Here is an 11848-nt window from a genome sequence, read left to right on the forward strand (position 1 = left end):
CACGTGTTATTCGGTTTCCAGATCGATATCGATGCCGAGGGAACGAATTTCCTTGATCAACACGTTGAAGGACTCGGGCATGCCCGGCTCCATACGGTGATCGCCGTCCACGATGTTTTTGTACATCTTGGTCCGGCCGTTCACATCGTCCGACTTCACTGTGAGCATTTCTTGCAGAGTGTATGCAGCACCGTATGCTTCCAGTGCCCAGACCTCCATCTCCCCGAAACGCTGACCACCGAACTGCGCCTTACCACCCAGCGGCTGCTGGGTAACCAGGCTGTACGAACCGGTAGAACGAGCGTGCATCTTGTCGTCTACCAAGTGGTTCAGCTTCAGCATGTACATGTAGCCAACGGTAACCGGGCGCTCGAACTTGTTGCCGGTACGGCCGTCAGTCAGCTGCATCTGGCCGCTTTCCGGCAGGTCTGCCAGTTTCAGCATGGCCTTGATTTCGCTTTCCTTGGCACCGTCGAACACCGGAGTGGCCATCGGCACGCCGCCGCGCAGGTTCTTCGCCAGATCCAGGATTTCCTGGTCGGAGAAGGTGTCCAGCTCTTCGTTGCGGCCGCCGATTTCGTTGTAGATCTCGTGCAGGAACTTGCGAAGGTCAGCAACCTTGCGCTGCTCTTCGATCATACGGTTGATCTTCTCGCCCAGACCTTTGGCCGCGAGGCCCAGGTGGGTTTCAAGGATCTGACCAACGTTCATACGCGAAGGTACGCCCAACGGGTTGAGGACGACGTCGACCGGGGTGCCATTGGCATCGTGCGGCATGTCTTCAACCGGCATGATCACGGAGACCACACCCTTGTTACCGTGACGACCGGCCATCTTGTCGCCCGGCTGGATGCGGCGACGGATTGCCAGGTAAACCTTGACGATTTTCAGCACGCCTGGAGCCAGGTCATCGCCCTGCTGCAGTTTGCGCTTCTTGTCTTCGAACTTGTCGTCCAGCAGACGGCGGCGATCAACGATGTAGGCCTGAGCCTTCTCGAGTTGCTCGTTCAGAGCATCTTCAGCCATGCGCAGTTTGAACCACTGGCCGTGCTCAAGACCGTCGAGAACTTCGTCGGTGATTTCCTGACCTTTCTTCAGACCGGCGCCGCCTTCGGCTTTATGGCCGACCAGAGCGGAACGCAGACGTTCGAAAGTAGCACCTTCAACGATACGGAACTCTTCGTTCAGGTCCTTGCGGATCTCGTCGAGTTGAGTCTTCTCGATCGACAGTGCACGAGCATCACGCTCAACGCCGTCACGGGTGAAGACCTGTACGTCGATGACAGTACCCTTGGTACCGGTAGGTACACGCAGGGAAGTGTCTTTAACGTCGCTGGCTTTTTCACCGAAGATCGCACGCAACAGCTTCTCTTCCGGAGTCAGTTGGGTCTCGCCTTTCGGAGTGACCTTACCAACCAGGATGTCGCCTGCGCCAACTTCAGCACCTACGTAAACGATACCGGCTTCGTCCAGCTTGTTCAGTGCAGCTTCACCCACGTTCGGGATGTCTGCAGTGATTTCCTCTGGCCCAAGCTTGGTGTCACGCGCCACACAGGTCAGTTCCTGGATGTGGATCGTGGTGAAGCGGTCTTCCTGAACCACACGCTCGGACAGGCAGATGGAGTCTTCGAAGTTGAAGCCGTTCCATGCCATGAACGCGATGCGCATGTTCTGACCCAGAGCCAGTTCACCCATGTCAGTGGACGGACCGTCGGCCATGATGTCGCTACGCTGAACCCGATCACCCTTGCTCACCAGCGGACGCTGGTTGATGCAGGTGTTCTGGTTGGAGCGGGTGTATTTGGTCAGGTTGTAGATGTCGACACCAGCTTCGCCGGTTTCAACTTCGTCATCAGCAACGCGAACCACGATACGGCTGGCATCAACGGAGTCGATCACGCCGCCACGACGAGCCACGACGCAAACGCCGGAGTCGCGAGCCACGTTACGCTCCATGCCGGTACCTACCAGCGGCTTGTCAGCGCGCAGGGTTGGTACAGCTTGACGCTGCATGTTCGAACCCATCAACGCACGGTTGGCGTCGTCGTGCTCGAGGAACGGGATCAGCGACGCTGCAACCGAAACTACCTGCTTCGGCGATACGTCCATCAAGGTGACGTCTTCCGGCGCCTTGACGGTGAACTCGTTCAAGTGACGAACAGCTACCAGCTCGTCGATCAGGACTTTCTTGTCGTTCATCGTGGCCGAAGCCTGAGCGATCACGTGATCAGCTTCTTCGATGGCGGACAGGAAAACGATCTCGTCGGTGACCAGAGCGTCTTTCACCACGCGGTACGGGCTCTCGAGGAAGCCGTACTGGTTGGTGCGCGCATAGGCGGCCAGGGAGTTGATCAGACCGATGTTCGGACCTTCCGGCGTTTCAATCGGGCACACACGACCGTAGTGAGTCGGGTGTACGTCACGAACTTCAAAGCCGGCACGCTCACGCGTCAGACCGCCTGGGCCGAGTGCAGAGACACGACGCTTGTGGGTGATCTCGGACAGCGGGTTGTTCTGGTCCATGAACTGGGACAGCTGGCTCGATCCGAAGAACTCTTTCACCGCCGCAGCCACTGGCTTGGCGTTGATCAGGTCTTGCGGCATCAGGCCTTCGCTTTCAGCCATCGACAGACGCTCTTTGACCGCACGCTCAACACGTACCAGGCCAACACGGAACTGGTTCTCGGCCATTTCGCCTACGCAGCGAACACGACGGTTACCCAGGTGGTCGATGTCATCGACGATGCCTTTACCGTTACGGATGTCGACCAGAGTCTTCAGTACCGCGACGATGTCTTCTTTGCACAACACGCCCGAACCTTCGATCTCGGTACGACCGATACGACGGTTGAACTTCATCCGGCCGACCGCAGACAGGTCATAGCGCTCAGGGCTGAAGAACAGGTTGTTGAACAGGGTCTCGGCTGCGTCTTTGGTTGGCGGCTCGCCAGGACGCATCATGCGATAGATCTCGACCAGCGCTTCCAGTTGGTTGCTGGTGGAGTCGATCTTCAGTGTGTCGGAGACGAACGGACCGCAGTCGATATCGTTGGTGTACAGAGTCTCGATGCGAACGACCTGGGCCTTGGCGATTTTCGCCAGGATCTCGGTGTTCAGCTCGGTATTGCACTCTGCCAGGATTTCGCCGGTAGCCGGATGCACGATGACCTTGGCGGTAGTGCGACCCAGGACGTAGTCCAGAGGCACTTGCAGCTCTTTGATCCCGGCTTTTTCCAGCTGGTTGATGTGACGAGCGGTGATACGACGACCTTGCTCGACAATAACCTTGCCTTTGTCATCCTGAATATCGAGGACAGCGATTTCACCGCGCAGGCGCTGAGGCACCAGTTCCAGGCTGAGGTTTTCACCTTGCACGTGGAAGACGTTGGTGGTGTAGAAAGCGTCCAGCACTTCTTCAGTGGTATAGCCGAGCGCGCGCAGCAGTACCGATGCAGGCAGCTTGCGACGACGGTCGATACGCACGAATACGCAGTCTTTCGGGTCGAACTCGAAGTCCAGCCACGAACCGCGGTAAGGAATGATCCGCGCGGAGTACAGCAGTTTGCCGGAGCTGTGCGTCTTGCCACGGTCGTGGTCGAAGAACACGCCCGGGGAACGGTGCAGCTGGGAAACGATTACACGCTCGGTACCGTTGATTACGAAGGTACCGTTCTCAGTCATCAGGGGGATTTCACCCATGTAGACTTCTTGCTCTTTGATGTCCTTGATCGCTTTGTTCGACGATTCTTTGTCGAAAATGATCAGGCGCACTTTTACCCGCAAAGGTACGGCGTAAGTCACACCGCGCAATACGCATTCTTTGACATCAAATGCCGGTTCGCCCAGGCGATAACCGACGTACTCCAGCGCAGCATTGCCGGAGTAGCTGATGATCGGGAAAACGGATTTGAAGGCCGCATGCAGGCCCACGTCGCGGAACTGATCTTTAGTCGCTCCCGCTTGCAAGAATTCACGATACGAATCCAGCTGGATGGCCAGGAGGTACGGCACATCCATGACGTCCGGCAACTTGCTAAAGTCCTTGCGGATACGTTTTTTCTCAGTATATGAGTAAGCCATCAGCGTTCCCCAGCTTGGTCACCTGCTTGTTTGGCCCCTCCCGACGGGAGCAGCCAGAAAATCGTGCAAACCCCATGGTTTGCGCCACCGCATCGGGTGGTTACAGCTCGTTATCGGCACCGACCCAGTCGGCTGCCAATAACGGAAAAAGGCCGGTGGCAAGAGCCACCAGCCATCAGCCTTTCGCTTAACGCTCGGGCTGGAGACGCAAAGTCGAAGCTTACTTCAGCTCGACTTTAGCGCCTGCTTCTTCCAGAACTGCTTTGGCTTTGTCAGCTGCGTCTTTGGCAACAGCTTCCAGAACCATGGCAGGAGCGCCGTCAACTACAGCCTTGGCTTCTTTCAGGCCCAGACCGGTCAGTTCACGTACAGCCTTGATCACGTTAACTTTCTTCTCGCCAGCTTCGGTCAGCATGACGTTGAATTCGGTTTGCTCTTCAGCAACGGCAGCAGCAACAGCTGGACCAGCCGATGCAGCAGCAGCGGTAACGCCGAATTTTTCTTCGAAAGCTTTGATCAGTTCAACAACTTCCATTACGGACATGTTGCCAACGGCTTCAAGGATATCGTTTTGAGAGATAGACATGACTCTAATTCCTGAATTGGGGGACGGCCTACGCGACCATCGAAATAAACAAAAAACGCGAGAAGATGGTGAGCCTTAGGCTGCAGCAGCTTCTTTCTGGTCGCGAATTGCCGCCAGAGTACGAGCCAATTTGCTGGTAGCGCCTTGAATCACGCTCATCAGCTGAGAAATTGCTTCGTTACGGGTCGGCAGAGTTGCCAGTACGTCGATTTGGTTAGCTGCGAGGAACTTGCCCTCGAACGCAGCTGCCTTGATCTCGAACTTGTCCTGACCTTTTGCGAATTCCTTGAAGATACGAGCAGCAGCGCCCGGATGTTCTTTGGAGAATRCAATCAAGGTCGGGCCAGTGAACACGTCGTTGAGGACACTGTATTCAGTGTCAGCAACAGCGCGCTTGAGCAGGGTGTTACGTACGACACGTACGTAAACGCCAGCTTCACGAGCCTCTTTACGGAGTCCGGTCATAGCGCCTACTGTTACGCCACGGGCATCAGCCACGACAGCGGACAGAGCAGCTTTGGCAGCCTCGTTGACTTCAGCGACGATGGCCTTCTTGTCTTCGAGTTTAATTGCCACGGGTTTAACTCCTGCTTGTTACCGTTTCATCCAGCCGAAGCCGGATGTCGTTTTGGTGTCTGATTCGGTAAGGAACCGGGAGCACCATCTGCGTAGGCTTGAGGTTTAAGACTTGCGTCGCCTACGGTCTTGGATAGCCCCCGCCAGGCAGGGACCCCAATTTTTCAATTGGCGCAATTACTTGCGCCAATCTGTGTCTTACGCGTCGAGCGAACCCTGGTCGATGACCAGACCTGGGCCCATAGTGGTGCTCAGGGTAACGCGCTTGACGTAAATACCTTTCGAGGAAGCTGGCTTGATACGCTTCAGATCAGCGATCAGGGCTTCAACGTTTTCCTTCAGCTTGACGGCATCGAAGCCGACTTTGCCAACGGAGGTGTGGATAATGCCGTTTTTGTCGGTGCGATAACGAACCTGACCAGCTTTTGCGTTTTTAACCGCGGTAGCTACGTCTGGCGTTACGGTGCCGACTTTAGGGTTAGGCATCAGGCCACGTGGACCGAGGATCTGACCCAACTGACCTACAACACGCATTGCGTCCGGGGAAGCAATAACCACGTCATAGTTCAGGTCGCCGCCTTTCATTTCGGCAGCCAGGTCGTCCATGCCTACGCGATCAGCGCCGGCAGCCAGAGCAGCTTCAGCTGCCGGGCCTTGGGTGAACACAGCAACGCGAACGGTCTTGCCAGTGCCGTGTGGCAGCACAGTAGCGCTACGAACAACCTGGTCAGATTTACGCGGGTCAACACCCAGGTTCACAGCAACGTCGAACGACTCGCTGAACTTGACAGTCGACAGCTCAGCCAGCAGAGCAGCGGCGTCTACAAAGTTGTAGGCCTTGCCCGCTTCGATTTTGCCGGCGATAGCCTTTTGGCGCTTGGTCAGCTTAGCCATTACACACCCTCCACGTTAAGGCCCATGCTACGAGCAGAACCGGCGATAGTACGCACGGCTGCTTCCATATCAGCTGCAGTCAGATCCGCGTTTTTGGTTTTCGCGATTTCTTCCAGCTGAGCACGAGTTACAGTGCCAACCTTAACGGTGTTTGGACGAGCGGAACCGCTAGTCAAACCAGCAGCCTTCTTCAGCAGAACCGAAGCCGGGGTGCTTTTAGTTTCGAAAGTGAAGCTACGGTCGCTGTAGACAGTGATGATCACTGGAGTCGGCAGACCTGGTTCAATACCCTGAGTACGGGCGTTGAAAGCCTTGCAGAATTCCATGATGTTCACGCCGTGCTGACCCAGAGCAGGACCAACAGGTGGGCTTGGGTTAGCCTGAGCGGCCTTCACTTGCAGCTTGATGTAAGCGGTAATCTTCTTGGCCATGAGGCACTCCAATTACGGGTTCGAACGCCTCGAGAGGCTCCCCGGTTACTTGCGCGTTTATCCCAGTGACGACAAAACCCCACAGCCTAGGGCTGCGGGGTTGGGATGCTTGTTCGGCTAGACCTTTTCGACCTGGCTGAACTCTAGCTCTACCGGAGTAGAGCGACCGAAAATGAGCACTGCGACTTGGATCCGGCTCTTTTCGTAGTTAACTTCTTCGACTGTGCCGTTAAAATCAGCGAACGGACCGTCAGTAACACGAACCACCTCACCCGGCTCGAACAGAGTCTTGGGTTTCGGCTTGTCACTACCATCAGCAACACGACGCAGAATTGCTTCCGCCTCTTTGTCAGTGATCGGCGCAGGCTTATCAGCGGTACCGCCGATGAAGCCCATCACCCGAGGAGTATCCTTGACCAAGTGCCAAGTACCCTCATTCATATCCATCTGAACCAGCACGTAACCAGGGAAGAATTTACGCTCGCTTTTGCGCTTCTGGCCATTACGCATTTCAACCACTTCTTCAGTGGGAACCAGAATTTCGCCGAAGCCATCTTCCATGCCAGCCAGCTTTACGCGCTCGATCAACGAGCGCATGACATGCTTCTCGTAACCCGAGTAAGCATGCACAACGTACCAACGCTTAGCCACGGGACACCCTTAGCCAACAATCAAGGAAACAAGCCAGCCGAGCAGGGAATCAAGCCCCCACAACAGCAACGCCATAACCAGAACAACAGCCACCACAATCAGGGTGGTCTGCGTGGTTTCTTGGCGAGTTGGCCACACGACTTTACGAATCTCTGTGCGAGCTTCCTTAACCAGTACAAAGAAAGACTTGCCCTTGACGGTCTGCAGGCCTACAAAGGCAGCTACAGCAGCAATAACAAGCAAAGCGAGTACACGGTACAGGATCGGCGCAGCATGGTAATACTGATTGCCGACAACGCCAACAACCACCAAGGCGACTACTACAAGCCACTTGAGCAGATCGAAGCGAGAGCCTTGAGCTTCAGCTTTAGGAGTCATCTATGAAGATCCTGTGAAAAGAAAGCCAGACACACTGAGTGAATCTGGCAGGTCAGGAGGGAATCGAACCCCCAACCTACGGTTTTGGAGACCGTCGCTCTGCCAATTGAGCTACTGACCTAAAACAAAATTAGGCCGACCATTATGCCGGCCTAAAAAAGACATTACAACAACTTACTCGATGACTTTGGCTACGACACCAGCGCCGACGGTACGACCGCCTTCACGGATAGCGAAACGCAGACCATCTTCCATCGCGATGGTTTTGATCAGGGTAACAGTCATCTGAATGTTATCGCCTGGCATCACCATCTCAACGCCTTCTGGCAGCTCACAGTTACCAGTCACGTCAGTTGTACGGAAGTAGAACTGTGGACGGTAGCCCTTGAAGAACGGAGTATGACGACCGCCTTCTTCCTTGCTCAGAACGTAAACTTCTGCGGTGAACTTGGTGTGCGGCTTAACCGAACCCGGCTTGACCAACACCTGACCACGCTCAACATCATCACGCTTGGTACCACGCAACAGAACACCACAGTTCTCACCTGCACGACCTTCATCGAGCAGCTTGCGGAACATTTCAACACCAGTACAGGTGGTGGTAGTAGTGTCACGCAGACCAACGATTTCCAGCGGATCCTGAACGCGAACGATACCGCGCTCAATACGCCCAGTCACAACAGTACCGCGACCCGAAATCGAGAACACATCTTCAATAGGCATCAGGAACGGCTTGTCGATAGCACGCTCAGGCTCCGGGATGTAGCTATCCAGAGTCTCAACCAGCTTCTTGACAGCAGTGGTGCCCATCCCGTTATCGTCAAGACCTTCCAACGCCATACGGGCAGAACCGATAATGATTGGAGTGTCATCACCCGGGAAGTCGTAAGTGCTCAGCAGATCGCGCACTTCCATCTCAACCAGCTCCAGCAGCTCAGCATCGTCTACCAGGTCAGCCTTATTCAGGAAAACCACGATATACGGAACGCCTACCTGACGGGACAACAGGATGTGCTCACGAGTTTGCGGCATCGGACCATCAGCGGCCGAGCAAACCAGGATAGCGCCATCCATCTGAGCAGCACCAGTGATCATGTTCTTCACGTAGTCGGCGTGACCCGGGCAGTCAACGTGCGCATAGTGACGCACGGCCGAGTCATACTCAACGTGAGCAGTGTTAATGGTGATGCCACGAGCTTTTTCTTCTGGGGCGCTATCGATCTTGTCGAAGTCAACTTTAGCCGAACCGAAAACTTCGGAACAGACGCGAGTCAGAGCGGCAGTCAGCGTAGTCTTACCGTGGTCGACGTGACCAATGGTGCCTACGTTGACGTGCGGCTTATTACGTTCGAACTTTTCCTTAGCCATCGAAATCACCCCTAGGAGAAGAATTAAGCAAGTCACACTAGCCATTAAAACAAAGGCAGATATTTTCATATCTGCCTTGTTATATGGAGCTCTTGAGCGGATTTGAACCGCTGACCTCACCCTTACCAAGGGTGTGCTCTACCAACTGAGCTACAAGAGCGAAACACTTTGCACAACCTGCAAACTTGGAGCGGGTAGCGGGAATCGAACCCGCATCATCAGCTTGGAAGGCTGAGGTTCTACCACTAAACTATACCCGCGTAAGCTTGCAGCTCACGCTAAAAATGGTGGAGGGGGAAGGATTCGAACCTTCGAAGTCGTAGACGTCAGATTTACAGTCTGATCCCTTTGGCCGCTCGGGAACCCCTCCTAAGCGAGCCGGCATTCTACATCATGCCAGCCTTCTGTCAAGCATTTTCTCATTAAAAACCTGAGGTTAGCTGCGTTGACCTCGCTTTGCACCGTTGACCGCTAAAGGTCTTCACTGCGAAGCGGGCGCCATTCTATGCAACCTATTCAGCAGTTGCAACCCCCTCGCACGGCATTATTTTATGTTTTAACTCATTGAATTCTTTAGCAAGGTTCTGCAGCACGGAATCATCAGCCAAACGCCTGCTCTCTGGAACCACGCGCATCCAATATCCAACAGAATCAGGAAGAGAAACCGATAGCTGCTGAACCTTGATATCAAGAGCAGCCAAACGCTGCTCAAGCGTCTTTGCCGTTTCCTGACGAGCAAAACCACCCAGATAAAGGCAATTGGTATCTGCCTGCACAGATTTACCCTTATCACGCGCAGCCGCTGCATCAGGCGTTTCACTCAGCAGACGAATGTCCTGCTGCGAACCTTTATACAAACTTAACGGAGTGACGTCCTTTGCCCGCAAGGGCGCCTCCTGTTGGTGCCAGACGTAATAGAACACATTGAGGACCAGCAACAGCAGAAACAACCAACGCATATAAACCTCAGGACAATGGGCACGCCATGGCCAAACCTACGAAGACGAGATCCGGCACCACCCGCGCCTCTGGCACGACTCCGGAAACCAGGCCTGCATCACCACCAGTGAGGAACACCGAGAATTCCTGCCCCCAATAGCTGCGCGCCAGCTCCAGTTGTGTCAGGACAAACCCTCTCAACATCAATGAACATCCACGCTCCACGGCCTCCACCGTATTTCGACCCGGCTCAAAGCTCTCGAGCGCCCTGGATGCCGCAAGATCGTCATAGCGGATTCGCCGGGTGTGGGTGCGCAACTGGTTACGCATCAAGGGCATTCCTGGACAAATGAAACCTCCAAGGTGCTGGCCATCCGCCGCAATAAAGTCTGCAGTAAGCGCAGTACCAAAATCGAGAACCAGGCAAGCTCCCGAGGCAAGATGAAATGCGCCAAGCATCGCAAGCCAGCGATCAAGGCCCAGCCGCTGATAATCCTCGTAACCGTTGCGGACCCCAGACATTTCACGAACCGGTGCCGCACAGGACACCGTTACACCGAATGCATCGACCAGCAAGGAAACTAGCGCAGCGGTCTCCTCATTAGTCCTTACACTTACCAGGCGACAGTACTTGAGATTCAAGCCATCACAGCCGCGCAAACTTTCCAACAGGGCCAGATCCGAGTCGACCGCCCCMTCAGCAACCACGCGTGCCGCGTCTGCGTGCAATACACGCCACTTAATAAAGCTGTTCCCGCAGTCGAGCTCAAGAATCATCGCGCAACCTCAGACTTAGCTCACCACCACTAAACACCTTTTCTACGCCACCCACGTTCAAACGCAATGCGCCTTGACCATCAATTCCTATCACCTCACCATCAATCCGGTTCACTCCGGCGATCAGCGAAACCGCGCGCCCCTGCCATAGATGTCCTTGCTCCCACTCAGCCTGAAGCGCCGAAAACCCTGCCGACTGGTGACGACTCAGATGCTCTTGGAGAACAACGCCCAAACGCGCCACTAGAAGATTACGATCAAACGCCCTACCCGCTTCGAGACGCATAGAAGTCCATTGCTGATCAACCTCATCAGCCATCTGCATATTTACATTGATTCCCACACCCAGAACGACATGACACACATCAGCAGGATCCCCAACCAACTCCAACAATATGCCGGCGATTTTCTTTTCACCCACCAGGACATCGTTAGGCCACTTCAAACCAGCTTCGGCTATACCCAGATCGCGCAGCGTTTGCATCACGGCAAGGCCGACGACCAGGCTAAGCCCTTCGAGCTGCCGCATCCCACCATCAATTCGCAGCACGAGGCTATAGTAAATATTTTCGGCAAACGGGCTCACCCACTTGCGGCCGCGTCGACCGCGACCAGCAGTTTGTCGCTCCGCAAGAACAAGAAACGGCGCAGCCATTCCGCGCTCTATAGAGCGCAAAGCTTCAGCGTTAGTGGAATCAATCGAATCAAAGACTATTACGGGCCAGCCGCAAGCAGGTGAATGTTCACTGATCTCCACGGCGTTGAGTAGCGTCAATGGCGCACTCAACTGGTAACCACGACCGCGCACCTTGTGGATAGAAAGCCCTAACTCGGCCTCGAGGTGCTGGAGCTGTTTCCACACAGCGCTACGACTGATACCTAGAGCAGCGCCCAGCGCTTGGCCAGAATGGAAACGACCGTCCTTCAGGAGCTTTAACAACGTCAGCATGCAAGTATCGCCTCACAATGAGGTCCGCATGATAGCCATGCCCCAGACCGTTGCATAGAAATCGTAAGAGTCAACTTTCTCGCAGGCAAAACAAAACCCCAACTGCTTTCGCAATTGGGGTTTCGGAATTTAATCTTGACGATGACCTACTCTCACATGGGGAAACCCCACACTACCATCGGCGATGCATCGTTTCACTGCTGAGTTCGGGATGGGATC

11 protein-coding genes, 4 tRNA genes and 1 rRNA gene are annotated in these 11848 nt (G+C 54.8%); all 16 read right to left on the bottom strand.

Annotated elements, in window-relative coordinates:
* Positions 1-6: 6 nt before the first annotated feature.
* Positions 7-4080, bottom strand: coding sequence for a DNA-directed RNA polymerase subunit beta (gene rpoB, locus AC1DHT_RS07875; RefSeq protein WP_429539748.1), 4074 nt, complete (start codon positions 4078-4080; stop codon positions 7-9).
* Positions 4081-4300: 220 nt separating this feature from the next.
* A complete protein-coding gene (rplL, locus tag AC1DHT_RS07880; protein ID WP_003206098.1) occupies positions 4301-4666 on the bottom strand; it encodes a 50S ribosomal protein L7/L12 in 366 nt (121 codons plus the stop codon).
* A gap of 75 nt (positions 4667-4741) precedes the next feature.
* Positions 4742-5242 carry a 50S ribosomal protein L10 gene (gene rplJ / locus AC1DHT_RS07885; RefSeq protein ID WP_477761319.1) on the bottom strand — a complete coding sequence of 167 codons (501 nt, stop codon included), beginning with the start codon at positions 5240-5242 and terminating at the stop codon, positions 4742-4744.
* A 198-nt stretch (positions 5243-5440) separates the two neighbouring features.
* A complete protein-coding gene (rplA, locus tag AC1DHT_RS07890) occupies positions 5441-6136 on the bottom strand; it encodes a 50S ribosomal protein L1 (protein ID WP_019693883.1) in 696 nt (231 codons plus the stop codon).
* Complete coding sequence (gene rplK / locus AC1DHT_RS07895; protein WP_008008888.1) at positions 6136-6567, bottom strand: 50S ribosomal protein L11; 432 nt, start codon at positions 6565-6567, stop codon at positions 6136-6138. Before rplK ends, rplA begins: the two co-directional genes overlap by 1 nt.
* A gap of 117 nt (positions 6568-6684) precedes the next feature.
* Positions 6685-7218, bottom strand: a complete 534-nt coding sequence (gene nusG, locus AC1DHT_RS07900; RefSeq protein WP_010443972.1) for a transcription termination/antitermination protein NusG — start codon at positions 7216-7218, stop codon at positions 6685-6687.
* A 9-nt stretch (positions 7219-7227) separates the two neighbouring features.
* On the bottom strand, positions 7228-7596 hold the full coding sequence (gene secE / locus AC1DHT_RS07905) for a preprotein translocase subunit SecE (protein ID WP_019693884.1): 369 nt from the start codon (positions 7594-7596) through the stop codon (positions 7228-7230).
* 45 nt (positions 7597-7641) lie between these two features.
* Positions 7642-7717 (bottom strand) — tRNA-Trp (locus AC1DHT_RS07910).
* A gap of 53 nt (positions 7718-7770) precedes the next feature.
* Positions 7771-8964: an elongation factor Tu gene (tuf, locus tag AC1DHT_RS07915; RefSeq protein ID WP_427547347.1), complete on the bottom strand. Its 1194-nt coding sequence runs from the start codon at positions 8962-8964 to the stop codon at positions 7771-7773.
* An 84-nt stretch (positions 8965-9048) separates the two neighbouring features.
* A tRNA-Thr gene (locus AC1DHT_RS07920) sits at positions 9049-9124 on the bottom strand.
* A 26-nt stretch (positions 9125-9150) separates the two neighbouring features.
* Positions 9151-9224: transfer RNA gene (locus tag AC1DHT_RS07925), tRNA-Gly, on the bottom strand.
* A gap of 25 nt (positions 9225-9249) precedes the next feature.
* A tRNA-Tyr gene (locus AC1DHT_RS07930) sits at positions 9250-9334 on the bottom strand.
* Positions 9335-9476: 142 nt separating this feature from the next.
* A complete protein-coding gene (locus tag AC1DHT_RS07935; protein ID WP_427547350.1) occupies positions 9477-9923 on the bottom strand; it encodes a hypothetical protein in 447 nt (148 codons plus the stop codon).
* A 7-nt stretch (positions 9924-9930) separates the two neighbouring features.
* Complete coding sequence (locus AC1DHT_RS07940; protein WP_477761320.1) at positions 9931-10680, bottom strand: pantothenate kinase; 750 nt, start codon at positions 10678-10680, stop codon at positions 9931-9933.
* Positions 10670-11629 (bottom strand): bifunctional biotin--[acetyl-CoA-carboxylase] ligase/biotin operon repressor BirA, encoded by a 960-nt coding sequence (gene birA, locus AC1DHT_RS07945; protein ID WP_427547356.1) that lies wholly within the window; start codon positions 11627-11629, stop codon positions 10670-10672. The genes AC1DHT_RS07940 and birA overlap by 11 nt, the downstream gene beginning before the upstream one ends.
* Positions 11630-11762: 133 nt before the next feature.
* Positions 11763-11848, bottom strand: a 5S ribosomal RNA gene (gene rrf, locus AC1DHT_RS07950); the annotation flags it as partial.

Source organism: Pseudomonas sp. 05N432 (assembly GCF_056396945.1).

Excerpts from the sequence above, each read along its gene's own strand:
- rplL (WP_003206098.1), bottom strand. The coding sequence starts at position 4,666 with ATGTCTATCTCTCAAAACGATATCCTTGAAGCCGTTGGCAACATGTCC.
- tuf (WP_427547347.1), bottom strand. The coding sequence starts at position 8,964 with ATGGCTAAGGAAAAGTTCGAACGTAATAAGCCGCACGTCAACGTAGGC.
- AC1DHT_RS07935 (WP_427547350.1), bottom strand. The coding sequence starts at position 9,923 with ATGCGTTGGTTGTTTCTGCTGTTGCTGGTCCTCAATGTGTTCTATTAC.
- secE (WP_019693884.1), bottom strand. The coding sequence starts at position 7,596 with ATGACTCCTAAAGCTGAAGCTCAAGGCTCTCGCTTCGATCTGCTCAAG.
- rplK (WP_008008888.1), bottom strand. The coding sequence starts at position 6,567 with ATGGCCAAGAAGATTACCGCTTACATCAAGCTGCAAGTGAAGGCCGCT.
- rpoB (WP_429539748.1), bottom strand. The coding sequence starts at position 4,080 with ATGGCTTACTCATATACTGAGAAAAAACGTATCCGCAAGGACTTTAGC.
- birA (WP_427547356.1), bottom strand. The coding sequence starts at position 11,629 with ATGCTGACGTTGTTAAAGCTCCTGAAGGACGGTCGTTTCCATTCTGGC.
- rplA (WP_019693883.1), bottom strand. The coding sequence starts at position 6,136 with ATGGCTAAGCTGACCAAGCGCCAAAAGGCTATCGCCGGCAAAATCGAA.